Source organism: Kitasatospora sp. NPDC004615 (genome assembly GCF_042873545.1).
Classification (GTDB): domain Bacteria; phylum Actinomycetota; class Actinomycetes; order Streptomycetales; family Streptomycetaceae; genus Kitasatospora.
In genome coordinates, this window is sequence record NZ_JBIALQ010000002.1 from 81,918 (window position 1) to 105,727 (window position 23,810).

At 71.2% G+C, this 23,810-nt stretch carries 22 protein-coding genes and 1 riboswitch; of the genes, 6 read left to right on the forward strand and 16 right to left on the reverse strand.

All coding sequences use genetic code 11. The annotated features are described in order from the left end of the window. Positions 1 to 94 precede the first annotated feature (94 nt). Positions 95 to 952: a phosphotransferase gene (locus tag ACFYS8_RS07305; protein WP_387637067.1), complete on the forward strand. Its 858-nt coding sequence runs from the start codon at positions 95 to 97 to the stop codon at positions 950 to 952. Positions 953 to 957: 5 nt separating this feature from the next. On the opposite strand, the gene ACFYS8_RS07310 is transcribed toward ACFYS8_RS07305, so the two are convergent. The 6 genes from ACFYS8_RS07310 to ACFYS8_RS07335 form a co-directional block, all read right to left on the reverse strand. Further along, positions 958 to 1,647: an SDR family oxidoreductase gene (locus ACFYS8_RS07310; RefSeq protein ID WP_387637070.1), complete on the reverse strand. Its 690-nt coding sequence runs from the start codon at positions 1,645 to 1,647 to the stop codon at positions 958 to 960. A gap of 8 nt (positions 1,648 to 1,655) precedes the next feature. Continuing rightward, positions 1,656 to 2,189: a TIGR00730 family Rossman fold protein gene (locus ACFYS8_RS07315; RefSeq protein WP_387637073.1), complete on the reverse strand. Its 534-nt coding sequence runs from the start codon at positions 2,187 to 2,189 to the stop codon at positions 1,656 to 1,658. A gap of 215 nt (positions 2,190 to 2,404) precedes the next feature. Next, positions 2,405 to 3,538 carry a tRNA 2-thiouridine(34) synthase MnmA gene (gene mnmA, locus ACFYS8_RS07320; protein WP_387637075.1) on the reverse strand — a complete coding sequence of 378 codons (1,134 nt, stop codon included), beginning with the start codon at positions 3,536 to 3,538 and terminating at the stop codon, positions 2,405 to 2,407. A gap of 85 nt (positions 3,539 to 3,623) precedes the next feature. Beyond that, positions 3,624 to 5,015 carry an MFS transporter gene (locus ACFYS8_RS07325; RefSeq protein WP_387637077.1) on the reverse strand — a complete coding sequence of 464 codons (1,392 nt, stop codon included), beginning with the start codon at positions 5,013 to 5,015 and terminating at the stop codon, positions 3,624 to 3,626. A gap of 96 nt (positions 5,016 to 5,111) precedes the next feature. Next, positions 5,112 to 5,603: a MarR family winged helix-turn-helix transcriptional regulator gene (locus ACFYS8_RS07330; protein WP_387637080.1), complete on the reverse strand. Its 492-nt coding sequence runs from the start codon at positions 5,601 to 5,603 to the stop codon at positions 5,112 to 5,114. A 51-nt stretch (positions 5,604 to 5,654) separates the two neighbouring features. Further along, entirely contained in the window at positions 5,655 to 6,836 is a 1,182-nt protein-coding gene (locus ACFYS8_RS07335) for a cysteine desulfurase family protein (RefSeq protein ID WP_387637082.1), read from the reverse strand. A gap of 103 nt (positions 6,837 to 6,939) precedes the next feature. Between ACFYS8_RS07335 and ACFYS8_RS07340 the strand changes: the two genes are divergently transcribed. Next, on the forward strand, positions 6,940 to 7,761 hold the full coding sequence (locus ACFYS8_RS07340; RefSeq protein ID WP_387637084.1) for an IclR family transcriptional regulator: 822 nt from the start codon (positions 6,940 to 6,942) through the stop codon (positions 7,759 to 7,761). Positions 7,762 to 7,825: 64 nt separating this feature from the next. Here ACFYS8_RS07340 and ACFYS8_RS07345 read toward each other — a convergent pair whose 3' ends face one another. From ACFYS8_RS07345 to ACFYS8_RS07390, 10 genes are all read right to left on the reverse strand, one after another. After that, complete coding sequence (locus ACFYS8_RS07345) at positions 7,826 to 8,500, reverse strand: trimeric intracellular cation channel family protein (RefSeq protein ID WP_387637086.1); 675 nt, start codon at positions 8,498 to 8,500, stop codon at positions 7,826 to 7,828. A 30-nt stretch (positions 8,501 to 8,530) separates the two neighbouring features. Beyond that, positions 8,531 to 9,310, reverse strand: a complete 780-nt coding sequence (locus tag ACFYS8_RS07350) for a ferritin-like domain-containing protein (RefSeq protein ID WP_387637089.1) — start codon at positions 9,308 to 9,310, stop codon at positions 8,531 to 8,533. A gap of 122 nt (positions 9,311 to 9,432) precedes the next feature. Then, positions 9,433 to 10,341, reverse strand: coding sequence for a DUF6891 domain-containing protein (locus ACFYS8_RS07355; RefSeq protein ID WP_387637091.1), 909 nt, complete (start codon positions 10,339 to 10,341; stop codon positions 9,433 to 9,435). Between the two features lie 148 nt (positions 10,342 to 10,489). Next, a complete protein-coding gene (locus ACFYS8_RS07360) occupies positions 10,490 to 11,536 on the reverse strand; it encodes an ABC transporter ATP-binding protein (protein WP_387637093.1) in 1,047 nt (348 codons plus the stop codon). Between the two features lie 28 nt (positions 11,537 to 11,564). Beyond that, positions 11,565 to 12,629 carry an ABC transporter ATP-binding protein gene (locus tag ACFYS8_RS07365; RefSeq protein WP_387637095.1) on the reverse strand — a complete coding sequence of 355 codons (1,065 nt, stop codon included), beginning with the start codon at positions 12,627 to 12,629 and terminating at the stop codon, positions 11,565 to 11,567. After that, positions 12,626 to 13,624: an ABC transporter permease gene (locus ACFYS8_RS07370; protein ID WP_387637097.1), complete on the reverse strand. Its 999-nt coding sequence runs from the start codon at positions 13,622 to 13,624 to the stop codon at positions 12,626 to 12,628. Before ACFYS8_RS07370 ends, ACFYS8_RS07365 begins: the two co-directional genes overlap by 4 nt. Before the next feature lie 120 nt (positions 13,625 to 13,744). Then, positions 13,745 to 15,511 (reverse strand): ABC transporter substrate-binding protein, encoded by a 1,767-nt coding sequence (locus tag ACFYS8_RS07375; protein ID WP_387637100.1) that lies wholly within the window; start codon positions 15,509 to 15,511, stop codon positions 13,745 to 13,747. A 28-nt stretch (positions 15,512 to 15,539) separates the two neighbouring features. Next, entirely contained in the window at positions 15,540 to 16,538 is a 999-nt protein-coding gene (locus tag ACFYS8_RS07380) for an ABC transporter permease (protein ID WP_387637102.1), read from the reverse strand. A gap of 547 nt (positions 16,539 to 17,085) precedes the next feature. After that, entirely contained in the window at positions 17,086 to 17,910 is an 825-nt protein-coding gene (locus ACFYS8_RS07385) for an enhanced serine sensitivity protein SseB C-terminal domain-containing protein (protein ID WP_387637105.1), read from the reverse strand. Positions 17,911 to 18,029: 119 nt separating this feature from the next. Then, positions 18,030 to 18,797 (reverse strand): enhanced serine sensitivity protein SseB, encoded by a 768-nt coding sequence (locus tag ACFYS8_RS07390; protein ID WP_387637107.1) that lies wholly within the window; start codon positions 18,795 to 18,797, stop codon positions 18,030 to 18,032. Positions 18,798 to 18,935: 138 nt separating this feature from the next. Next, positions 18,936 to 19,040: riboswitch (glycine riboswitch) on the forward strand. A 149-nt stretch (positions 19,041 to 19,189) separates the two neighbouring features. Between ACFYS8_RS07390 and gcvT the strand changes: the two genes are divergently transcribed. The 4 genes from gcvT (at position 19,190) to ACFYS8_RS07410 (ending at position 23,587) form a co-directional block, all read left to right on the forward strand. Then, positions 19,190 to 20,308 (forward strand): glycine cleavage system aminomethyltransferase GcvT, encoded by a 1,119-nt coding sequence (gene gcvT, locus ACFYS8_RS07395; protein ID WP_387637110.1) that lies wholly within the window; start codon positions 19,190 to 19,192, stop codon positions 20,306 to 20,308. A gap of 102 nt (positions 20,309 to 20,410) precedes the next feature. Further along, positions 20,411 to 20,785 carry a glycine cleavage system protein GcvH gene (gene gcvH, locus ACFYS8_RS07400; RefSeq protein WP_387637113.1) on the forward strand — a complete coding sequence of 125 codons (375 nt, stop codon included), beginning with the start codon at positions 20,411 to 20,413 and terminating at the stop codon, positions 20,783 to 20,785. A 16-nt stretch (positions 20,786 to 20,801) separates the two neighbouring features. Then, positions 20,802 to 22,070 (forward strand): serine hydroxymethyltransferase, encoded by a 1,269-nt coding sequence (gene glyA / locus ACFYS8_RS07405; RefSeq protein WP_387637114.1) that lies wholly within the window; start codon positions 20,802 to 20,804, stop codon positions 22,068 to 22,070. Positions 22,071 to 22,219: 149 nt separating this feature from the next. Beyond that, positions 22,220 to 23,587: an L-serine ammonia-lyase gene (locus tag ACFYS8_RS07410; protein WP_387637117.1), complete on the forward strand. Its 1,368-nt coding sequence runs from the start codon at positions 22,220 to 22,222 to the stop codon at positions 23,585 to 23,587. The last annotated feature ends 223 nt before the right edge of the window (positions 23,588 to 23,810 follow it).

Here is a 23,810-nt window from a genome sequence, read left to right on the forward strand (position 1 = left end):
GTGCCATCGCGGTTGCCACAGCAGTTAGCGACCGACCAACCGGCCCGCTCCGCTCGCGACTTGACCGGGGCGGGCCGCACTCCGGAGGACTCCCATGGGCTACGCCTGGCACCAGCTGCCGTCCGAACTGCGAAGCGGAATCGAGGGACGGACCGGACCAGTTGCCCGCGCTACGCCGCCGACCGCCGGGACCGTCTCCGACTTCGCTGCGCTACTGGACGCGGCCGGGGGGCCGGTGTTCTGCAAAGCGGTCCGGGAGGACAACGCCAAGGCGTGGATGCACCGCCTGGAATCGGCCGTCAACACCGTCCTCCCGCCCGGCATTGGCCCCCGCCTGCTGTGGACGGTCGAGGCCGCCGGGTGGCTGGCCCTCGGATTCGAACGCGCGCCCGGGCGGCACGCAGACCTGTCCCCCGGATCGGCCGATCTGCCAGTGATCGCCCGAACACTGGAGACCCTCGCCGAGACGCTGACCCCGGCTCCGCCGCTACGAACTCTGCGGCTCGCCGACCGGTGGTCCGGCCAGGACTTCTGGCACACGCTCGACGAGCGGCACCGGGACCGGCTCGACGCGTGGGCCGTGGAGCGGTTGAGCACGTTGATCGGGGCCGAACACGAAGCGCCGGCCCTGATCGACGGCGGGACTCTCGTCCACACCGACCTCACCGGCCCCAACCTCCTGGTGGACGGCGACACGGTGCGGGTCGTCGACTGGGCGTTCCCCGCACCCGGCGCGGCCTGGGTCGACACGGCGTACCTGGTCGTCCGGCTGATCCAGGCGGGGCACACACCCGAGAACGCGGAACGATGGGCCGACGGCGTGTCGATGTGGCGCGCAGCCTCACCGGGGGCCGTCACTGCGTTCGTCGCGACCCTCACCGGGCTGTGGACGCTGCGCGCCGACGCGCTCGGTGCCCACGGCCTGGCCTGGCTCCGCCACCGCCTGGGGTGACCGCCCTACTGGCCGGGGCGCACCGTGATCTCGGTGATCTCCGCGTCGCGCGGCAGGTCGAGCGCGGCGAGGATCGCGGTGGCGACCGATTCCGGCGCGATCCACTTCGAGGGGTCGTACTCCTTGCCCTCCTGCTGGTGCACCTTCACCTGCATCGCGGTGGCGGTCCGCCCGGGGTAGACGGTGGTGACCCGGACCCCGTTGGCGTGCTCCTCCTGTCGCAGCGCGTCGGCGACCGCCCGGACCGCGAACTTGCTGGCCGCGTATGAGCCCCAGGTCGGGTCGGCGCGCAGGCCGGCGCCGGAGTTGACGAAGACGACGTGGCCGCGGGCGAGGCGCAGCGAGGGGAGCAGCAGGCGGGTGATCTCGGCGGGCGCGACGGTGTTGACGTTCAGCTGCTGCTGCCACGCCTTGACGGGGGTCTCGCCGATGGTGCCGAGTTCGACCACGCCGGCGATGTGCAGCAGCGAGTCGAGTTCGACGGGCAGCGCCTGGTGGCCGAACGCCCAGGACAGCTTGGCCGGGTCGTCGAGGTCGCCGACCAGCGTCCGCGCCTCGGGGTAGCGCTCGCGCAACTGGGCGGCGCGGCGCGCGTCCCGGGCGAGCAGCCAGACCTCTTCGCCGCGGGCGGTGAGCTTGTCGGCGACGGCGGAGCCGATGCCGGAGCCGGCGCCGGTGATCAGGTGGACACCCATGGGATTCCTCAGTTCTGCTTGGCGGTGGCGTGGGCGAGGGCTTCGGCGGGAGTCTGCGCGAAACTCACCAGCTCGGCGAGCGGACGCGGCAGGAACCCTTCGCTGTCCATCCGCTCGAGCTGGGTCCGCGTCCCGGCGTAGAACCCCTCGGTGTCGAGGAACACGATCGGCTTGTCGTGCTGCCCGTGCTTCTTCAGCTCCAGCACCTCGGTGACTTCGTCCAGCGTCCCGAGCCCGCCGACCAGCACCACCACCGCGTCCCCGCGCGCCAGCAACTCGGCCTTCCGCGTGGCCAGATCGGGCGTCACCACCAGCTCGTCGGCGCCTTCGTACGCCTTGTGCCGCAGGAACTCCACCGACACCCCGACCAGCCGCCCCCCGGCCTGCTGCACCTCGTCGGCCAGCAGGCCCATCAGCCCGGTGTGCGACCCGCCCCACACCAGCGTGTGCCCGCCGGCCCCGAGCAGCCGGGCGAACTCCGCCGCCGGAGCGGTGTACTTGGCATCGAGCAGGTTCGCCGAACAGAAGACCGTGATGTTCATAGTGCAAACAGTCCTATCACCGCCCGCCACGCCCGGGTCAAACCAATAGTGGCTAGGGGCTGTCTTCAAACCCGCGGCGCAGCCCCGCGGCGTCTGGTGCGTGCTCTCGGCGTGCCGGGTGGAAGGCCTCGTACTGGGTGTACTTGGTCTTTCGCCCGGTGCGGCGAGAGTGCGTGCCAGGCGCTGTGGGGCAGGCGGGGGTTTGAAGACAGACCCTAGGCCTCGACGGCCCGTTCGGTGCTCGCGATGGTCGCCGAGCCGACCACCCGGGTGCCGTCGTACAGCACCACGGCCTGCCCGGGCGCGATGCCGCGGGCGGGGGTGTCGAGGCGGACGTGCAGCTCGTCGCCGGTCATCACCGCCGTCACCGGCACCTCTTCGCCGTGGGCGCGGAGCTGCGCGGTGTAGCGGCCTTCGCCGCTCGCCGGGGTGCCGCACCAGCGGGGGCGGATGGCGGTGAGGGCGTGCACGTCGAGGCCGCTGGCGGGGCCGACGGTGACGGTGTTGTTGACCGGCGAGATGTCGAGGACGTAGCGGGGCTTGCCGTCGGCGGCGGGGCGGCCGAGGCGGAGGCCCTTGCGCTGGCCGATGGTGAAGCCGTAGGCGCCGTCGTGTTCGCCGAGCTTGGTGCCGTCGGTGTCGAGGATGTCGCCGGTCGCGGTGCCGAGGCGTTCGGCGAGGAAGCCCTGGGTGTCGCCGTCGGTGATGAAGCAGATGTCGTGGCTGTCGGGCTTCTTGGCGACGGCCAGGCCGCGCCGGTCGGCCTCTTCACGGATGACGTCCTTGGTGGTGTCGCCGAGCGGGAACAGCGAGTGGGCGAGCTGGTCGGCGTCGAGCACGCCGAGCACGTACGACTGGTCCTTGGCGCCGTCGACGGCCCGGTGGAGTTCGCGGGTGCCGTCGGGCAGGTCGACGATCCGGGCGTAGTGGCCGGTGCAGACGGCGTCGAAGCCGAGTGCGATCGCCTTGTCGAGCAGCGCGGCGAACTTGATCTTCTCGTTGCAGCGCAGGCACGGGTTGGGGGTGCGCCCGGCGGCGTACTCGGCGACGAAGTCCTCGATCACGTCCTCGCGGAAGCGCTCCGCCAAGTCCCAGACGTAGAACGGGATGCCGATCACGTCGGCGGCGCGGCGGGCGTCCCGGGAGTCCTCCAGGGTGCAGCAGCCGCGCGCGCCGGTGCGGAAGGACTGCGGGTTGCTGGCGAGCGCCAGGTGGACGCCGGTCACCTCGTGGCCGGCTTCGACGGCCCGGGCGGCGGCGACGGCGGAGTCGACGCCGCCGGACATCGCGGCGAGCACGCGCAGTCGGCCGGTGGACGGGGTGGTCGGGGCGCCGGGGAAGTCAGTCATAAGGAGTCCAGCCTAACGGTGGCCGGGCGCGCGCCGGACGGTCAGTCCGCACCGGGCTCCGACAGCTCGCCCCGGCCCCGGAGGGTCAGTTCGGCACCAGGACGGACGGCTCGGCGGCGCTCGGGACAGCAGCGGTCCGCGCGGGAAGTGCGGTGGCCAGCAGGAACGCGGCGAGCAGCAGCATCGCGCCCACGCCGAAGGCCAGGTGGAACCCGTCGACCGCATCTCCGGTGCCGCCGGCCAGCGCGGTCAGAACGGCTACACCGAGCGCCGCGCCGACCTGCTGGGTGGTGTTGAGCACGCCGGAGAGCAGTCCGGCGTCCTCGGGCCGGGCGTCGGCCATGCCGAGCGCGGTGAGCGCGGTGGCGGCGAGTCCGAAGCCGGCGCCGAGCAGCATGGTGGGCAGCAGGTCGGTGACGTAGTCGAAGTGGCCGGCGGGTAGCCGTACCAGCAGCCCGAGGCCGACGGTGAGCAGGGCCAGGCCGATCAGCAGGGTGCGGCGTTCGCCGAACCGGCCGATCGCGCGGGCGGCGGCCAGCAGCGAGACGGTGCCGATGGTGAGCGCGGCAGGCAGCATGGCCAGTCCGGTGCCGAGCGCGCCGTAGTGCTGGACGTTCTGCAGGTACAGCGCCACCAGCACCTGGAAGCCGAACATCGCGCCGAGCAGCAGGATCTGCACCAGGTTGGCGAGCGCGGTGGTGCGCCGGGCGAGGACCCGCAGCGGCAGCAGCGGGGTGGCGGCGCGGGCCTGCCGCAGGACGAACGCGGCGAGCAGCAGCAGCGCACCGGCCGCCAGGGCCCAACCGTGCGGGCCGCCCTCGACGATGGTGTACACGCCGAGCATCAGGCCGCCGGTGACCAGCACCGCACCGGGGACGTCCACCCCGCCCTTCGCGCGGCCGACCTGGTCGCGGGGCAGCAGGCGCAGCCCGGCAAGGAGTGCGGCGGCGCCGATCGGCAGGTTGATGAAGAAGATCCAGTGCCAGCCCAGGCCCTCGGTGAGCACGCCGCCGAGCACCTGGCCGAGCGAGGCGCCGGCCGCGCCGGTGAAGCCGACGGCGCCGAACGCCTTGGCCCGGTCGGCGGGTTCGGGGAACAGCCCGACCACCATGCCGAGGCCGACGGCGGAGGCCATCGCCCCGCCGATGCCCTGTAGGAAGCGGGCGCCGATCAGCATCGCGGGGGTGGCGGCGAGGCCGCACAGCACGGAGGCGGCGGTGAACGCGGCGATGCCGGTGAGGTAGATCCGGCGCCGGCCGAGCAGGTCGCCGAGGCGCCCGGCGAGCAGCAGCAGGCCACCGAAGGCGACCACGTAGGCGTCCACCACCCAGGCCAGTCCGGCCCGGTCGATGTGCAGGTCGTCCTGGATGGCGGGCAGCGCGACGGTGGTGATCGAGCCGTCCAGGATCACCATCAGCATGCCCGCGCAGACCACCGCGAGGGCCAACCAGCGGGCGCGTGACGGGTTTTCGGACATGGGTGTCTCCCTCCCCGGGGGCACGCGGGCGCGCGCTCCCCCAACAAGAGAGACCGTAACAGATAGTTTTGCAATAGACGATCCAGAACGGGATTGTCAGCTCTGCCGGAACCGCCGCGGCTTCCGCACCACGCCGCCCTCCCCCACCATCGGGAACTCCACGTCCTGCTGCAGCCGGTCCAGCGCGTCCACGAACACCTGCCGCTCCCCGGCCGACAGTTCGCCCAGCGCGTCCCCGTGCACCCGGTCGACGATCACCTCGCCGCGCCGCACCAGCTCCGCACCGGCCGGGGTGACCCGGATTACCTTCACCCGCCGGTCGGTCACGGACGGGTGGCGCTCGGCCAGGCCGTCCCGCTCCAGCTCGTCGGCGGTGACCACCATGGTGGTCTTGTCCAGCCCGGCGATCGCGGCCAGCTGCGACTGGGTGCGCTCGGCCTCCATGGCGTGCAGCAGCACGCAGTGCTTGCGCGGGGAGCTGTCGATCTCGGCCAGGGCCAGCGACAGGCGGGTGTTCATGGCGTGCGCGGCCTGGACCAGCAGCCCGGTGAGGTCACGGACGGTGCGCTCGGGCAGGGGTGCGTTCATCCCTCCAGAATAAGTCCGGCAGCAGATCGTTCCGCTACAGAACAGATCCGGTCAGCGACCGGCCCGCACCAGTCCGGCCCGGCGGGCCCGCTCCACCGCTCCGGGCAGCGCGGCGGCCAGCGCCTCGACGTCCGCCCGGGTGGAGGTGTGGCCGAGCGAGAACCGCAGCGAGGCGCGGGCGAGTTCGGGGGCCACGCCCATCGCCAGCAGCACGTGGCTGGGCTGCGGGACGCCCGCCGAACAGGCCGAACCGGTGGAGCACTCCACACCGGCCGCGTCCAGCAGCATCAGCAGCGCGTCGCCCTCGCAGCCGGGGAAGGAGAAGTGCGCGTTCGCGGGCAGCCGGCCCGCCGGGTCCGGGTCGCCGTTCAGCAGCGCCTCGGGCGCGGCCGCCCGGACCACCGCGACCAGGTCGTCACGCAGCATGCCGACACCCGCCGCGTACTCGGGCTGCCGCTCGACGGCCAGCTCGGCCGCCACCGCGAACCCGGCCGCGCCGGGCACGTCCAGCGTCCCGGAGCGGACGTCGCGCTCCTGGCCGCCGCCGTGCAGCAGCGGAACGGGCGTCGCGGAGCGGGACAGCAGCAGCGCGCCGACCCCGTACGGGCCGCCGATCTTGTGGCTGGTGACGGTGAGCGCCGTCAGCCCGGAGTCGGCGAAGGACACCGGGACCTGGCCCAGCGCCTGCACCGCGTCCGCATGCATCGGGATCCCGAACTCCGCGGCGACGGCGGCGAGTTCGCGTACCGGCTGGACGGTGCCGACCTCGTTGTTGGCCCACATCACGGTGACCAGCGCGACCGTCTCCGGCGCCCGCTCGATCGCCTCGCGCAGCGCCTCCGGGCGCACCCGGCCGACCTCGTCCACCGGCAGGTACTCGACCTCGGCGCCCTCGTGCTCGGCCAGCCAGTGCACCGCGTCCAGCACCGCGTGGTGCTCGACCGGGCTGCTCAGCACCCGGCGGCGGGCCGGATCGGCGGCCAGCCGGGCCCAGTACAGGCCCTTGACCGCCAGGTTGTCGGATTCGGTGCCGCCCGCGGTGAGCACGATCTCGCTGGGCCGCGCGCCCAGCGACTCGCCCAGCGACTCCCGGGACTCCTCGATCACCCGGCGGGCCCGCCGCCCGGCGGTGTGCAGGGAGGAAGCGTTGCCGACGGTCCCGAACTGCGCCGTCATCGCGGCGATCGCCTCGGGCAGCATCGGGGTGGTGGCGGCGTGGTCGAGGTAAGCCATAGCGGGTCCAGTGTAGGCGGCCCGCAGGTCACGATTTGGCCATTGCACCCTCTGCAACGCGCCGTTAGCGTTCCGGCCACGCCGCTGTGAGAGGGGGAGGGCCGTGTCCCAGACGGTCGACCGCGCGCTGACCATCCTGGCCTCGCTCGGCGAGGGCCCGGCCTCGCTGGAGCAGGCCGCCGCCCGGATCGGCGTGCACAAGTCCACCGCCCTGCGGCTGCTGCGCACCCTGCAGGAACACGGCTTCGTCACCCGGCAGTCCGACCACCGCTACCGGCTCGGCGGCCGGCTGTTCGCGCTCGCCCACCAGGCCCTCGAGGGCATCGACATCCGCCAGGTCGCCGCCCCCTACCTGGCGGTGCTCAACGAGCGCTACGGGCACACCGTCCACCTGTCGGTCCTGGAGGGCGACGAGGTGCTCTACCTGGACAAGGTGGACGCCAAGTACCCGGACCCCGGCCGCAGCTGGCTCGGCGAGGACAGCCGGATCGGCCGGCGCGCCCCCGCCGCGGCCACCGCGGCCGGCAAGGTGCTGCTGGCCGACCTGCCCGCCGACCGGCTCACCGCCTACCTCGCCGAGGCCGAATTCCCGGCCCGCACCCCGCAGTCGATCAGCGACCCGGAGCAACTGCGGGCCGAGCTGGTCGAGGTGCGGCGGCGCGGCTGGGCCGTCGACCAGGCCGAGTACCACCCGTCGGTGAACTGCATCGCCGCCCCGATCGCCGGCACCGAGGGCACCGCGATCGCCGCCTGCTCGATCTCCGCCCCGGTGCAGGTCGCCTCGGTCGTCGAACTCAGCAAACTGCTGCCGGAACTGCTCTGCACGGTCGAGGCGATCTCGCTGGCCTACGGCGGTTCCCCCACCCCCCGCTGGTGCGAGAACCGCTGCGGCGCCAAGCACGAGGTGCGCGCCGCACGCAGCTGAGGGCCTTACTCCTCACCGGCCCGCGAACCGTTGCGGTGCCAGGCCCGCGGCGCCCGTGAGGGCCTTACTCCTCACCGGCCCGCGAACCGTTGCGGTGCCAGGCCCGCGGCGCCCGCCAGCCGTACTTGAGCGCCAGCAGCCGCATCGTGAAGGCGGCCACCGCCGCCAGCGCGGCGTTCACCGGGGTGAGTTGGCCGACGGCGATCAGGATCGCCGTGATCGCCGCGCCGACCAGCGCCGGCACCGCGTAGATCTCCCGGTCCCAGCGCAGCAGCGAGGGCGGCTCCATCGCCAGCACGTCGCGCACCACGCCGCCGCCCGCCGCGGTCAGCATCCCGCAGGCCACCGAGGGGACCGCGCCCAGCCCGTAGTCGTGCGCCTTGATGGTGCCGGTGACGGCGAACAGTCCGAGGCCCGCCGCGTCCAGCACCATCACCGACCGGGTGATCCGCTCCACCTCCGGGTGCAGGAAGAACACCACCAGCCCCGCCACCAGCGGGGTCGCGAAATAACCGGCGTTGGTGAACGCGGCCACCGGCAGCGCCCCGATCATCAAGTCCCGCAGCACACCGCCGCCGAGCGCGGTGGCCTCGGCCAGGACACAGATGCCGAAGATGTCCATGTTCTTGCGGACCGCCATCAGGCCGCCGGACAGTGCGAAGACGAAGATGCCCACCAGGTCGAGGATCTGCTGGACGTCGTGCGGGAAGATCTCGGAGCTCACCTGGTCAGTGTCCATGCCGACCGACCGGCGCCGTTCGCCGGGCGGTCAGGCGAACGACTCGTGCGGCGCCGGCCCGCCCAGCGCGTTCAGCTTGGCCGGCATCCGCAGCGTGGTCATCCGCCGCCACCCGCCCGCCCGTTCGTACCCGTACACCGTGTGGATGCCCGCCGCCAGCGCCGCCGACTTCGCCCGCGGCCAGCGCAGCAGCTCCCCCATGTGCGCCATCACCGCCAGGCTGACGTCCCGGTAGGTGCGGATCTCCGCCCGCGCGGTGTCCTGCAGGGTGTCCAGGATCGACCGGCCGTGCCCGCGGTACGCGAGCCGCAGCAACTCCTCGTGGCAGAACGCCAGATGGTTGTCCTCGTCGTTGGAGATCATCCGCACCGCCCGGCCCACCTCGGGGTGCTCGCCGAAGATCCGCTTCAGCATCCGCATCTGCTCGGACGCCCGCTGCTCGGTCACCCGGCTGTGCGCCAGGTACGTGATCACGTCCTGCTCGGACAACGGCTCGTCCCGGCGCAGCCGGGCGTGCGCCAGGCCGATGCCCTGCCGTTCCAGGATCATCGTGTAGTCGGTCTCGTCCGGGACTTCGGCCGGATCCAGTCCCCGCTTGTGCATCAGCGCCTTGAAGATCCGCCCGTGCTTGTCCTCGTCCGCTCCGTGCCGGGCCACCTTCGGTGCCAACTCCTGGTCGGGCACCAGCCGGGCGATCCGGCCGTTCTCCCAGCCGCCCTGGTCCTCCCCCTTGGCCGCGATCGAGCAGAACAGCCGGAACGCCCGGTCGTCGTCGTGGATCTCCTGGAACAGACTGCGGGCCGACAGCATGGTGGACCTACCCCTCGCACGGGAGCCGGAACATTCCGGTCCAGCTCAAGGCACCCCCACCACCCGGGCAACAGCTCACGCCCCGCACTGCGCCGGACGAACGAAAGCCGTGCCGACTCGGACTACCCGACCAGCCGGCGCCGCCAGTCCAGGCCGGTGACCCGGATCGCGTCGTCCGGGCTGCCGTCCCAACTCACCCCCAGGCCGCACTCCTCCAGCGCCGCGACGACCTCCCGGCCGACCGCCGCCGTGGTGTCCGCCGAGTCGTCGAAACCGCCGTACAGCAGCCACAGGTCCCCACCGGACGCCACGCCCTCGGTGCACTGGGAGTGGAAGTACACGAAGCCGCGCGCCTCCGGGTTCTCCGCCCAGATCTCCCCGTTGCCGCAATTGCGGCAACAGGTGAAGTTCTCCCGCGCCGTGATGCCGGTCGCTTCCAGCGCGGCGAACGCCTTGGCCACCCGCTCCGGGTCGGTCTCCCCCACCCACGACCGCTGCTCGGCGACCCGCTCCAGCCACATCCGGTCGACCAGCTGCTTCGCCTGCTCCTTCGTCACCGGACGGGAGTCCTTGTCCACCAGGCACTCCTCCGCGACCTCGGCCGCCTGCGCGCGGGTCGCATAGCCCGCCACCAGCAGCCGCCGGACCTCGTCGACCACGGTCGCCTCGTCCTGCGCGGACAGCTCCAGCGGCGCGGGCTCCGGGACTTCGAACTCGATCCGCTCCCATGCGACCCCGACGCCCCAGCCTTCGTCCTCCCGTGCCCACCCGAGCAGCAGCGCGGCGACCTGCTCCACGTCGCCCACCTGGGTCCCGTAGTGCCGCGCAGGGCTCCCCGCCCGGTACTCCACCGTCCACGCCCCGTACTCCGGACACGCCTGCGCGTACGTGTGCGGCAGGTCGGGCACCCGTTGCAGTACCAGGACGGAGTCCGGCCATTCCCCCATGTCCCGCACCATGTCGAGGAGTTCGCCCTCCGACACCCGCACCCGGACCGCATCCGTCCGGTCCCGCACCGCAATCTCAAGCATGCCCGCCATTCTCCCAGCCGGCACCGTCAATTCCCGCGCCCCGTCAGGGGCGCCGGGGGTTCCCCGGAACCGCGCGAACGCGCCCCGTAAACGGCAAGATCCGCCCGCGGAGGGAACTCCCCTCCACGGGCGGACCTCGGACAGCGAACTACTCGGCGTTCTCCGGGAAGTGGCAAGCCACCTGGTGCCCGGCCCGCGCGGCACTGAGCGGGGGCTCCTGGCTCGCGCAAATGTCCTGCGCCTTCCAGCACCGGGTGCGGAACCGGCACCCCGACGGCGGGTTGAGCGGCGACGGGACGTCGCCGGTGAGCAGGATCCGCTCGCGCCGCTCCTTGCGCTTCGGGTCCGGAACCGGCACCGCGGACATCAGGGCGTTGGTGTAGGGGTGCATCGGCTTGGCGTACAGGGAGTCGCGGTCGGCGATCTCCACCACCTTGCCGAGGTACATCACGGCGACCCGGTCGGAGACGTGCCGGACCACCGAGAGGTCGTGCGCGATGATCAGGTAGGTCAGGCCGAGTTCCTTCTGGAGGTCGTCCAGCAGGTTGACCACCTGGGCCTGGATGGAGACATCCAGCGCCGAGACCGGCTCGTCCGCGACGATCATCTTCGGACGGAGGGCGAGCGCGCGGGCGATGCCGATGCGCTGGCGCTGGCCGCCGGAGAATTCGTGCGGGTAGCGGTTGTAGTGCTCGGGGCTGAGGCCGCACAGTTCCAGCAGGTCCTGGACGGCCTTCTTGACGCCGTGCTCGGTCTGGACGTTCTGGAGCCGGAACGGCGCACCGACGATGGTGCCGATGGTGTGCCGGGGGTTCAGCGAGGAGTACGGGTCCTGGAAGATCATCTGGATGTCGCGGCGGTAGGGCCGCATCGCCGAGACTCCCAGGTGGGTGATGTCGGCGCCCTCGAACTCGATCTTCCCGCCGGTGGGTTCGTCGAGTCGGGTGACCAGGCGTCCCATGGTGGACTTGCCGCAGCCGGACTCGCCGACCACGCCGAGCGTCTCGCCGGGCATGACCTCGAAGTCGATGCCGTCGACCGCGCGCACCGCGCCGACCTGACGCTTCAGCAGGCCCTTGGTGACCGGGAAGTGCCGGGTCAGTCCGGTGACCCGCAGCAGGGGTTCACGGTCCTGGCCGGGTGCCTGGGCGGGCACCTTCGCGGCCTGCGGGGCCGCCGTCTGGCTGTCCGTCATCGGTTGTCTCCAAGTGGGTGGTACGTGCTCACAGCCGGGGCGCGATCTCTTCGGTGAAGATCCGGTGGCGTTCGGCGACCGGCAGGTGGCAGGCGGCGAAGTGCCGGGGGGCGGCCTCGGCCAGCACGGGCACCTCGCTGGTGGAGCGGCCGCCGGTGAGCTCGGCGTACGGGCAGCGCGGGTGGAACGCGCAGCCGGACGGCACGTTGATCAGGCTCGGCGGGGTGCCCTTGACCGGGATCAGCCGGTCCTGGAGCTCCCGGTCGAGGCGGGGCATCGAGCCGAGCAGGCCCCAGGTGTAGGGATGCTCGGGGGCTTCGAAGATGGTGTCGGCAGGGCCGCGCTCGACGGGCTTGCCGCCGTACATGACCAGGATGTCGTCGGCGATCTCGGCGACCACGCCCAGGTCGTGCGTGATGATGATGACGGCGGAGCCGAACTCCTTCTGCAGGTCCCGGATCAGGTCGAGGATCTGCGCCTGGACGGTGACGTCCAGGGCGGTGGTCGGCTCGTCGGCGATCAGCAGCGAGGGGTCGTTGACCAGGGCCATGGCGATCATGGCGCGCTGGCGCATACCGCCGGAGAACTCGTGCGGGTAGTTGTCGACCCGCTTGTCGGGCTGCGGGATGCCGACCCGGTCGAGCATCTCGATCGCCCGGGTGCGGGCGACCTTCTTGGAGGTGCCGGGGTGGTGGGCCCGGTAGCCCTCGATGATCTGGGCGCCGACCGAGTAGTACGGGTGCATCGCGGTCAGCGGGTCCTGGAAGATCATCGCCATCTTGTGGCCGCGGAGCTTGCGCACCTCGTCCGGGTCGGCGGAGACCAACTCCTGGCCGTCCAGCCAGATTTCGCCGGAGATCTGCGGGGCGCCGCGCTTGGTGCCGGTGCGGTGCAGGCCCATGATCGACAGCGAGGTGACGGACTTTCCGGAGCCGGACTCGCCGACGATGCCGAGGGTCTTCCCGCGCTCCAGGTCGAAGCTCAGGCCGTTGACGGACTTGACCAGTCCGTCGTCGGTCGGGAAGTGCACCTTCAGGTCGCGAACCGAAAGGAAGGGCTTGTCTGCCTGGAGGGGCTTGTCCATGTTGCTCATGCCAGCTTCACCCGGGGATCGACGACGGCGTACAGCAGGTCAACCAGGAGATTGGCCATCACGATGAAGAACGCGGCGAAGAGCGTCACACCCATGATCACCGGCAGGTCGCTGGAGGAGATCGACTGGACCGCCTCGTAGCCGAGCCCGCGCAGGTTGAAGGTGTTCTCGGTGAGCACGGCGCCACCGAGCAGGCCGCCGAGGTCCATACCGAAGATGGTCAGGATCGGCGTCAGCGTGGAGCGCATGGCGTGCTTGCCGATGACCACGGGTTCCTTGAGGCCCTTGGCGCGCGCGGTGCGGATGTAGTCCTCGCCGAGCACGTCCAGCAGGGTGGCCCGACTGAGTCGCGCGTAGGTCGCCGCGAACAGGAAGGCCAGGGTGACCCAGGGCAGTACCAGCCCCTGGAACCAGGCCACCGGATCGGCCGTGAAGTCGGTGTACGTGCGTGGGAACCAGCCGAGTTGGCCGACGAAGATCGCGAGCGAGACCAGGCCGGTGAAGTACATCGGCAGCGAGACGCCGGCCAGCGCGACGGACATCGAGATGCGGTCCAGCGCGGTGCCGCGGCGCAGCGCTGAGACGACGCCGGTGGCCGTGCCGAACACCAGCCATAGGACCGAGGCGCCGGCGGCGAGCGAGAAGTCCACGCCGACCCGGTCGAGCAGTACCGGCCAGACTTCGCGCTCGGTCTTGAACGAGTAGCCCAGGCAGGGGGCGTAGCAGTGGGTCACGTCGGTACCCGCGTTGTAGTCGCGGCCGACGACGATGCCCTTCAGGAAGAGCCAGAACTGTTCGACGATCGACTTGTCGAGGCCCATCTTGTGGCGGATACCCTCGACGGCCACCTTGTCCGCGATCTTGCCCACGTAGAGCAGCGCGGGGTCGGTTCCGGTGAGCTTGGGCACCATGAAGAAGATGCCGAAGGTCACCGCAGCGACCACCAGCAGCATGAGGACGACGTTGATCAGTCGCCTGAAGAGATACACGAGCACTGCGGTCGGCCCTGCCACGGGCCGGCCGGGGTTCCCCTGTGGGGGTGCCCCCGGCCGGCCCGGGCAGGGCCTTCACCTGCCCTTCGGACTAGCGGTGCGAACTAAAGGGGGAAGGTCAGGTCACTTGCCGTCGGAGACGCCGAGGGCCTGGAAGTCCACCTCGCCGAACGCGTCGGTGATGTAGACGTTGGTCAGGCGCGGGTTGCGCCAGTTCAGGGCCTTGTCGGCGACGATCGGCAGGTAGTAGCCGCCGTCGATAACCTTGTGGTTGATCTTCTTGTACAGCTCGGCGGCCTTGGCCGGGTCGGTCATCGCGGCGGCCTGGTCGAACCAGCTGTTGATCTCCGGGTCGTTGATCTCGGAGTAGTTGCTGTTGCCGTTGCTCGGGATGAAGCGGCCGTCCATCAGCGGCTGCAGGTAGCCGGAGCCGGTCGGGAAGTCGGCGCCCCAGCCCATCACGATCAGGCCGTAGCCCTTGGTCTTGACGACGTCGGGCGCGCCGATCTCGGAGGCGATCAGCTTGCCGTCGTACTGCTGGACCGTGACGTCGATGTTGACGGCCTTGAGGGCGGTCTGCAGCGCCACCGCGGAGTTGACCTCCTTCGGCTTGTTGCCACGGACCGCGATGTTGGTCTTGAAGCCTTCCGGCTTGCCGCAGGCCTTCAGCTCTTCCTTGGCCTTCTCGACGTTCGGCTTGCCCTGGGTCAGCTTGTACGGGTCGTAGTCGTCCGAGCCGAGGATGTTCGGGGGCAGCATCGAGCCGTAGATCGAGCCGGCCACCGAGCCGCCGCGGGCGGTCTGCAGGGCGGTGGTGTCGGCCGCGTACAGCACCGCGTTGCGGCAGTGCTGGTTGTCGAACGGGGCGACCGACGGGACGAGGCTGATGTAGCGGATGAAGCCGTTGTACGGGTCGTCCGTGTTGGCCTTGAGCGCCTGGTCCTGCAGGACCTTGACCTGCGCGGCCTGCGACAGGCCGGTCTGGGCCCAGTCGAGGTCGGCGGTGTTCGCCAGCAGCTGGGTGTCCATGTCGTCGGCGTTGGTGGTGACGGTCAGCTTGACGACGTCCGGCAGCGCCTTGCGGAACGGGTCGGAGGCCGCGTCCCAGTTCTCGTTGCGGACCAGCTCGTAGCTCTTGCCGGCCTCGGCCGACTTGAACTTGTAGGGGCCGGAGGAGACCGGCTTCTGGCCGTACTGCGAGCCGGTGTCCAGCTTCTGCGGGACCGGGGCGGCGGAGCCCATGGCCAGCAGGTACGGGAAGTCCGAGTTGGGCTTGGCCAGCGAGAAGACGATGGTGTTGTCGTCCGGGGTGGTGACCGACTTCAGGCCCAGCTTGTTCGGGTCCGAGTCGGTGTAGGGGCCCTTGTAGTTCTGGCCCTGGTCGAGCTCGTTGATCAGGTAGGTCGGGCCACCGGAGATGACGTCCTGCGCGAAGATGCGCTCGACGCCGTACTTGATGTCCTTCGAGGTGATGACCGAGCCGTCCTCGAACTTCAGGCCGGGCTTCATCTTGAAGGTGTAGGTCTTGCCGTCCGCGGAGATCTCCGGCTGGGCGGCGGCCAGGTCGGGGACCAGCTTCAGGCCTTCCTTGCCCGGCTTGCCGTCGAAGGCCAGCAGGGTGCGGGTGTAGAAGCGCTCGAAGTTCCACACCGAGGCGTAGTACGCGCGACCGGGGTCGAGCGAGTCCACGTCGGTGGTGGTCCACATGTTGAGGGTGCCGCCCTTCTTGTCCGAGGCGTTCACCACCTTGTCGACGGCCGCGTTGAAGCCCGCCGCTGCGTTGCCCTTGTTGTCGCCGCTGCCGCCGCCCTTGCTGCCGCCGCAGGCGGTGGCGGTGAGCGCGAGGGTGGCCGCGAGGGCTGCGACCGCGAGCGTCCTGTTTCGCTTCATGGGTTTGGGAACCTCCAGGGTTGCGGGCTCAGTTGCCCTTGGGGTCGAGCGCGTCGCGCAGGCCGTCGCCGAACAGGTTGAAGGCGAGCACGGTGATGAAGATGGCGATGCCGGGGACCACCATGTAGGTGGGATCCGCCTCGTAGATCCGGACCGCCTCGGAGAGCATCTGTCCCCAGGAGGCGGTGGGCGGGCGGACGCCGGCCCCGAGGAAGCTGAGCGCCGCCTCGTTCAGGATGTTGGTGGGGATGATCAGGGTCGCGTAGACCAGGATCGGCGCCACCAGGTTGGGCAGAAGTTCGCGGAACAGAATGTGGGTGCGGCCGGCACCGAGGCTGCGGGCGGCGTCCACGAACTCCCGCTCGCGCAGCGACATGGCCTGGCCTCTGACGATGCGTCCGATGTAGGGCCAGCCGAAGAAGCCGATGACGAAGACCAGGATGAGCGGGCGCAGCCACTCGTCCGGGATGCCGAACGCCGAGGTCGGCATCACCGACACCAGCGCGATGCTGAACAGCAGCTGCGGGAAGGCCAGCAGGATGTCCATGATCCGGCTGATGAACGCGTCCACCCAGCCGCCGAAGTAACCGGCCGTGACGCCCATGACCACGCCGATGCCGACCGACAGCACGGCCGCGCCGAGCGCCACCAGCATGGAGATCCGCGCGCCGTAGAGGACGCGGGAGAACACGTCGCGGCCGAACACCGGGTCGACGCCCAGCAGGAAGTCGCTGCTCATGCCGCCGAACGCGCCCTTGGGCAGGCCGAGATCGGGGTTGATCTGGTCGGCGTGCGGCTCGTTCGGCGGGTGTCCGAACAGCGAGGTGAGCACCGGCGCGAAGATCGCCGCGAGCACCAGCAGGATCACCACGACACCGCCGGCCAGCGCGATCTTGTCGCGCTTGAGGCGGTCCCAGGCGATGCGGCCCGGCGAGCGACCCTCGATCTTCTTGGCCGGCTCGGAGTTTGACGCGCCGTCAGGCTGCGCGCCGGCCGGCGGACCCGAGGTCTCGGTGGGTGTGGTCATGAGTCAGTTCGTTCCCCTCGCCGACGGTGGCCGGCCCACGGAGTCGCGTTTGGTGCGGAAGGCAGAGCGGTTGCGGTGGTGCCGGGTGCCGTTGCGGCGGTGCAGAAGTGCGTTTGGCAAGCAGGGCGTTGCGGGGTGGTGCCGTTCGACGCCGGGCGGAGTGCCCCGGCGCGCATGGTGCTGCCGCACGGAGATGCGCATCGTGCGGTTCATGCTGTGGCGGCGGCACGTTCACCTTCGTGAGGATCGTCTCGCGCTCCGCATTGGGCAGCACTCTCTGTCATGGGATGTGCCGTACGGAAGACCCCCATGGCGAAGGATGCCTAACTGTGATCTGCTCGCATGCACTTTCGTTGCGCTGGCATATCGCTCTTCACACAGCCGTCACTCACACGTCAAGGGGCACACTGACGACACCCCGCCAGTGGCGGGGAAACGCCAGGTGACGCCGTGGTGGCGCGCGTAGAGGGCCGGACAGCGAAAAACCCCCGCCGACCTTCGAAAGAAGGTTCGTACGGGGGTCTTCCGGCGTTCTGTCGCGGTAGGGTCAGCGACCCGGATATCCCGGCCACTGGGGCTGCGGCCAGCCCGGCGCGGGCCCGGCCGGCGGTTGCGCTGCGTAACCGAAACCGGTGGTGTAGGACTGCGGCGGGCCCTGCCGGTCGAAGAACGGGCGGGCGTTGGCCCACAGCCACATCGCCACCGGGTCGAACTCGTCGGCCATCATCACGGTCGACACGGCCGGCCCCTCGGGGGCGTGCGCGGCGGCCCGCTGCACCAGCGCCCGGGCGGCCTCCACGGCCGGCGGCGAGGTGTCGTACAGGTCCAGACCGATCGCCAAGTACGGCTCGCCCAGCACCGGTTGCACCCAGGCCCGGCGCAGCGAGCGCAACGGGCGCACCTCGGCGGCCTGTTGCTCCAGCACGGCGAAGAACTGCGGTGCCTGCCCGGCCGGTTCGGAGATCCGCAGCGGCCCGGCCGGCAACCGGTCCAGGCCGACGGCGATCCGCCGCAGGTCGGCCCACGGTACGCCGATGCCGCCGCCCGGGCGGTGCGGGTCCAGCCACAGGCCCCAGCGGGAGCGGTACAGGGAGCCGGCGATCTCCGGCCCCGACACCACCTCGTGGCCGCGCGCCCAGCCACTGGCCGCCAGCTGCCCCGGGGAGGTCACGCAGGGCGCGTAGCCGTGCCCGCCGACGTCCATGTTCCCGTACTGGGCGTCCGGGCTGCCCTGGCTGCCGTGCCACAGCAGCATCCAGACCTGACCGCCCGCGAGGGCGCGCAGCAGCCCCTCGTACGCGTCCCAGCGCTCCGGTGCGACCGCTGCGAGGGCGCGCTCGATCGCGCCCGGGTCGTCGGCTACTCCCGTCACGTCGTCGCCTCTTTCTCGACTTCCCTCGTCCACCCGTCCACCGCGCGGCGGTGTGCCGGGGCAACCCTATGGGGCGCGCCCGACAACCGTCATGCCGCCGTCCCGGACATCCGGTGGATTCACGGTCTGACGTAGAAGGGCTGTACCCGCCCCAGCATCCAGTCCACCACCGGGTCGGCGACCACGTCGAGCAGCACCAGGTGGACGCCCCAGCTCGGCGCCGCGGTTCCGAGTGCCCGGCCGAGCGCCAGATTGACGTCGCCGGGGTCGGCGGGGGCCGCCGGGTCCAGCTGGACGCCGACGTACAGCAGGGTCGACTCGCCCTCCACCCGGGCCAGCGCCCGGCGGGCCGTCAACACGCCCGGCAGCGCGGCGAGTTCGCCGGTCGCGGCGGCCAGGAAGGCGAGCGGCTCCTGGTGCGGCTCGGGTTCCTTGAGCGCCACCCTGGCGCCCTCGGTGACGCCCTGCGCCTCCCACTGGTCGCCGCGCGGCCCGCGCCGCAGCTCACCCACGCCCTCCGGCGGCACCGGGATGCCCACCGGCGCCTCGGGGTTGACCGCGATGCCGATGCCCAGCGGCAGCCCCCGGGCGAACTCCCACATCGGGGCGATCGCGAACGGGATGCCCGGCACGTGCTGCAGGTACAGCTCCTGCGAGCTGTACACCGGCACGTAGGGCGCGCCCGCCAGTTCGAGGGTCGGCAGGTCGAGTTCGCCGGACTGCGGATCGGCGCCCGACGGCAGCGGGATCCACACCTGGCTGCGGGCCAGCACCTCGATCACCCGGGGTGTCGCCCCCGGATCGCCCAGGGCCGCCATCAGCACCTGCTCCAGCTCGTTGGCCGGCCAGCTCCCGCCTTCCGGAACCTGCCCCAGCGGGATGCTCATCTCGCCCCTCCACACTCACGGTTGCGATCAGGTTAGCGGCGCGCGCGGGTCCCCCGCGGCGGCCGCCGCCGAACCCCACTCCCACCAGCGGGTCCCGGCATGCCATGATGGGCCCGCCCAAACTTCATACCGGCCGCTCGAACCCGCGCGGGAGAGCCGGAACGACCGTCACCAGGTCGCGACCGGCGCCGAAGGAGCAAGTCCTCCCCGGAATCTCTCAGGCCCCCTAACCGCCCGGGCGAGGCAGATCTGGAAAGTGGACACGGCCGCGCCGTGCGCCCACCCACGGTGCAAACCGCCATCCTTTCGGATGGCGGTGAAGCTCTCAGGTTCGACGACAGACGGGGAGGTTCGCCCCAGCCTGCCCGTTTCCAGATCCCGGGAGTCCTGCCGTGTCCCTCCGCCTCACCGCACTCGACGCGCTGCACCGCTCGCTCGGCGCCACCATGACCGACTTCGCGGGCTGGGACATGCCGCTGCGCTACGGCAGCGAGCGCGAGGAGCACCTCGCGGTCCGCACCAAGGCCGGCCTGTTCGACCTGTCGCACATGGGCGAGATCACCGTCTCCGGCCCGCAGGCCGGCGAGCTGCTCGACCACGCGCTGGTCGGCTTCATCTCCGCGCTCGGCGTGCTGCGCGCCCGCTACACCATGATCTGCCGCGAGGACGGCGGCATCCTGGACGACCTGATCGTCTACCGCACCGCGGAGAACGAGTACCTGGTCGTCGCCAACGCCTCCAACGCCCAGGTGGTGCTGGACGCCCTGACCGAGCGCGCGGCCGGCTTCGACGCCACCGTCCGCGACGACCGCGACGCCTACGCGCTGCTCGCCGTCCAGGGCCCGGAGGCCAACGGCATCCTGGCCAAGCTCACCGACGCCGACCTGCCCGGCCTCAAGTACTACGCGCTGCTGCCCGCCACCGTGGCGGACCGTCAGGTCTGGCTGGCCCGCACCGGCTACACCGGCGAGGACGGCTTCGAGGTCTTCTGCGCCCCCGCCGACGCCGAGCACCTGTGGACGGCGCTGACCGAGGCCGGCACCGCCGAGGGCCTGGTCCCGTGCGGCCTGTCCTGCCGCGACACGCTGCGCCTGGAGGCCGGCATGCCGCTGTACGGGCACGAGCTGTCCACCGAGCTGACCCCGTTCGACGCCGGCCTCGGCCGGGTGGTGCGCTTCGACAAGACCACCAACAACGGTGAGTTCGTCGGCCGCAAGGCGCTGGAGGAGGCCGCCGCCGCGGCCGAGGCCAAGGCGCCGCGCAAGCTGGTCGGCCTGGTCTCCGAGGGCCGCCGCGTCCCGCGCGCCGAGTACTCCGTGGTGGACGCCGAGGGCGCCGTGATCGGCCGGATCACCTCCGGTTCGCCGTCCCCGACCCTGGGCAAGCCGATCGCCATCGCGTACGTGGACGCCGCGCACGCCGAGCCGGGCAGCACCGTCGCGGTGGACGTGCGCGGCAAGGCCGAGCCGGTCCAGGTCGTCGCGCTGCCGTTCTACAAGCGCGCCCGCTGACCTTCGCTCAGCCCTTCACCTGCTGTCCCAGCAGTCGTTTCCGGTTCGTCCGCCCAGCGGACGGCCGCGCCCGCCCCTCTTGCGATCCTGGAGAATGACGTCATGAGCAACCCCACGCACCTGCAGTACACCAAGGAGCACGAGTGGCTGACCGCCGCCGTGGACGGGGTGTCGACGATCGGCATCACCGCGCACGCGGCCGACGCCCTCGGCGACATCGTCTACGTCCAGCTCCCCAATGTCGGTGACACCGTCACCGCCGGTGAGACCTGTGGCGAGCTCGAGTCCACCAAGTCGGTCAGCGACCTCTTCTCCCCCGCCACCGGCGAGGTCACCGAGGTCAACCAGGAGGTCATCGACGACCCGGCCCTGGTCAACTCGGAGCCCTTCGAGGGCGGTTGGCTGTTCAAGGTCCGGGTCGAGGCCACCGACGAGCTGCTCGACGCCGACGGCTACGACGCCCTCATCGGCGCCTGACCGGGAGATCCCCCTCATGACGGTTCTCAACCAGTCCCTCCACGCGCTCGACCCGGAGATCGCCGCCGCGGTCGACGCCGAGCTGCACCGCCAGCAGACCACCCTGGAAATGATCGCCTCCGAGAACTTCGCCCCGGTGGCGGTCATGGAGGCCCAGGGCTCGGTGCTCACCAACAAGTACGCCGAGGGCTACCCCGGCCGCCGCTACTACGGCGGCTGCGAGCACGTCGACGTGGTCGAGCAGCTCGCCATCGACCGGGTCAAGGAGCTGTTCGGCGCCGAGCACGCCAACGTGCAGCCGCACTCCGGCGCGCAGGCGAACGCCGCGGCGATGTTCGCGCTGATCCAGCCGGGTGACACCATCCTGGGCCTGAACCTGGCCCACGGCGGTCACCTGACCCACGGCATGAAGATCAACTTCTCCGGCAAGCTCTACAACGTGGCCGCGTACCACGTCGACGAGAAGACCGGCCGGGTCGACATGGCCGAGGTCGAGCGCCTCGCCAAGGAGCACCAGCCCAAGCTGATCATCGCCGGCTGGTCCGCCTACCCCCGCCAGCTGGACTTCGCCGAGTTCCGCCGCATCGCGGACGAGGTCGGCGCCCTGCTGATGGTCGACATGGCGCACTTCGCCGGCCTGGTCGCCGCCGGACTGCACCCCTCCCCGGTGCCGTACGCGGACGTGGTCACCACCACCACCCACAAGACCCTGGGCGGCCCGCGCGGCGGTGTCATCCTGTCCAAGGCCGAGTTCGCCAAGAAGATCAACTCGGCGGTCTTCCCCGGCCAGCAGGGCGGCCCGCTGGAGCACGTGATCGCCGGCAAGGCGGTGGCCTTCAAGGTCGCGGCCACCGACGAGTTCAAGGACCGCCAGCGCCGCACCCTGGAAGGCGCGAAGATCCTCGCCGAGCGCCTGCTCCAGGACGACGTGACCGCCTCCGGCGTCTCCGTCCTGTCCGGCGGCACCGACGTGCACCTGGTGCTCGTCGACCTGCGCAACAGCGAGCTCAACGGCCAGGACGCCGAGGACCGCCTGCACGAGGTCGGCATCACCGTCAACCGCAACGCCGTCCCGAACGACCCTCGCCCGCCGATGGTCACCTCGGGTCTGCGCATCGGCACCCCGGCGCTCGCCACCCGCGGCTTCGACACCGAGGACTTCCGCGAGGTCGCCGACATCATCGGCGAGACCCTCAAGCCGGGCTTCGACGCCGCCAAGGCCGAGTCGCTGAAGGCCCGGGTCGCCGCGCTCGCCGCCAAGCACCCGCTGTACCCCGAGCTGTAACCCCTCCTTGTGACCGCCGACACCTGGCGGTCGCCCGGAACCCCCGGGGCACCACGCACACTGGAACGTGCGCGCGGTGCCCCGTTCCATGCGCAGCCCCCGTCCCACCGGACGTACCACTCCACGAGACCAGACAAGGACGTCACCCCGTGGCCATCAGCGTCTTCGACCTCTTCTCCATCGGCATCGGACCGTCCTCCTCGCACACCGTCGGCCCGATGCGGGCCGCCCGGATGTTCGCCCGTCGGCTCGCCACCGAAGGACTCCTCGACCAGGTCGCCTCGCTCCGCGCCGAGCTGTACGGCTCGCTCGGCGCCACCGGACACGGCCACGGCACCCCCAAGGCCGTCCTGCTCGGCCTCGAGAACAACTCCCCCCGCACCGTCGACGTCGACCAGGCCGACGTGGACGTCGAACGGATCCGGGCCGCCAAGCGGCTCAACCTGCTGGGCCGCCACGAGATCGCCTTCGACCCCGACACCGAGCTGATCCTGCACCGCCGCAAGGCCCTGCCCTACCACGCCAACGGCATGGCCCTCTGGGCCTACGACGCCAACGGCGAGGTCCTCCTCGAGAAGACCTACTACTCCGTCGGCGGCGGATTCGTGGTCGACGAGGACGCGATCGGCGAGGCCCGGGTCAAGCCCGACGACACCGTGCTGCGCCACCCCTTCCGCACCGGCGAGGAACTGCTCCGCCTCACCCGGGAGACCGGCCTGTCCATCTCCGGCCTGATGCTGGAGAACGAGAAGGCCTGGCGCACCGAGGCCGAGATCCGGACCGGGCTGCTCGAGATCTGGGAGGTCATGAAGGAGTGCGTCGCCGCCGGCATGTCCCGCGAGGGCATCCTCCCGGGCGGCCTCAAGGTCCGCCGCCGCGCCGCGTCCGCGGCCCGCGCCATGCGCGCGGAGGGCATCGGCCCCGGCAACGCGATGGAATGGGTCACCCTCTACGCGATGGCCGTCAACGAGGAGAACGCCTCCGGCCGCCGCGTCGTCACCGCCCCCACCAACGGCGCCGCCGGCATCATCCCCGCCGTCCTGCACTACTACCTGAACTTCATCCCGGGCGCGGACGAGGACGGCATCGTCCGCTTCCTCCTCGCCGCCGGCGCGATCGGCATGCTCTTCAAGGAGAACGCCTCCATCTCCGGCGCCGAGGTCGGCTGCCAGGGCGAGGTCGGCTCCGCCTGCTCGATGGCCGCCGGCGGCCTCGCCGAGGTCCTCGGCGGCACCCCCGAACAGGTCGAGAACGCCGCCGAGATCGGCATCGAACACAACCTCGGCCTCACCTGCGACCCCGTCGGCGGCCTCGTCCAGATCCCCTGCATCGAACGCAACGGCATGGCCTCCGTCAAGGCCGTCACCGCCGCCCGCATGGCCCTCCGCGGCGACGGCCGCCACCACGTCTCCCTCGACAAGGCCATCAAGACCATGAAGGAGACCGGCGCCGACATGAAGATCAAGTACAAGGAAACCTCCCGCGGCGGCCTCGCCGTCAACGTCATCGAGTGCTGACACCTGCCCCCACCAGGGGCCGGCCACCCCACTGATCCCCCACGGGCGCCAGCCAGGAATTCCCGGCCAGCCCCGGGCAAGCCCTGCGAACTCGGGACAGCCGCCAGAACCTCCCCGAGGGGACTCCCGACGGACCCGGAGTCCCCTCGGCAAGCCCCCGCAAGCACTGAGCCCCTGCGTGACGTCCCCGCAGGGGCTCGTGCGTCTGCCCGAAAGCTCCCCG

Coding starts and splice junctions, on each gene's coding strand:
- ACFYS8_RS07305 (WP_387637067.1), top strand. CDS start 95: ATGGGCTACGCCTGGCACCAGCTGCCGTCCGAACTGCGAAGCGGAATC.
- ACFYS8_RS07310 (WP_387637070.1), bottom strand. CDS start 1,647: ATGGGTGTCCACCTGATCACCGGCGCCGGCTCCGGCATCGGCTCCGCC.
- ACFYS8_RS07315 (WP_387637073.1), bottom strand. CDS start 2,189: ATGAACATCACGGTCTTCTGTTCGGCGAACCTGCTCGATGCCAAGTAC.
- mnmA (WP_387637075.1), bottom strand. CDS start 3,538: ATGACTGACTTCCCCGGCGCCCCGACCACCCCGTCCACCGGCCGACTG.
- ACFYS8_RS07325 (WP_387637077.1), bottom strand. CDS start 5,015: ATGTCCGAAAACCCGTCACGCGCCCGCTGGTTGGCCCTCGCGGTGGTC.
- ACFYS8_RS07330 (WP_387637080.1), bottom strand. CDS start 5,603: ATGAACGCACCCCTGCCCGAGCGCACCGTCCGTGACCTCACCGGGCTG.
- ACFYS8_RS07335 (WP_387637082.1), bottom strand. CDS start 6,836: ATGGCTTACCTCGACCACGCCGCCACCACCCCGATGCTGCCCGAGGCG.
- ACFYS8_RS07345 (WP_387637086.1), bottom strand. CDS start 8,500: ATGGACACTGACCAGGTGAGCTCCGAGATCTTCCCGCACGACGTCCAG.
- ACFYS8_RS07350 (WP_387637089.1), bottom strand. CDS start 9,310: ATGCTGTCGGCCCGCAGTCTGTTCCAGGAGATCCACGACGACGACCGG.
- ACFYS8_RS07355 (WP_387637091.1), bottom strand. CDS start 10,341: ATGCTTGAGATTGCGGTGCGGGACCGGACGGATGCGGTCCGGGTGCGG.
- ACFYS8_RS07360 (WP_387637093.1), bottom strand. CDS start 11,536: ATGACGGACAGCCAGACGGCGGCCCCGCAGGCCGCGAAGGTGCCCGCC.
- ACFYS8_RS07365 (WP_387637095.1), bottom strand. CDS start 12,629: ATGAGCAACATGGACAAGCCCCTCCAGGCAGACAAGCCCTTCCTTTCG.
- ACFYS8_RS07375 (WP_387637100.1), bottom strand. CDS start 15,511: ATGAAGCGAAACAGGACGCTCGCGGTCGCAGCCCTCGCGGCCACCCTC.
- ACFYS8_RS07380 (WP_387637102.1), bottom strand. CDS start 16,538: ATGACCACACCCACCGAGACCTCGGGTCCGCCGGCCGGCGCGCAGCCT.
- ACFYS8_RS07390 (WP_387637107.1), bottom strand. CDS start 18,797: ATGAGCATCCCGCTGGGGCAGGTTCCGGAAGGCGGGAGCTGGCCGGCC.
- gcvH (WP_387637113.1), top strand. CDS start 20,411: ATGAGCAACCCCACGCACCTGCAGTACACCAAGGAGCACGAGTGGCTG.
- glyA (WP_387637114.1), top strand. CDS start 20,802: ATGACGGTTCTCAACCAGTCCCTCCACGCGCTCGACCCGGAGATCGCC.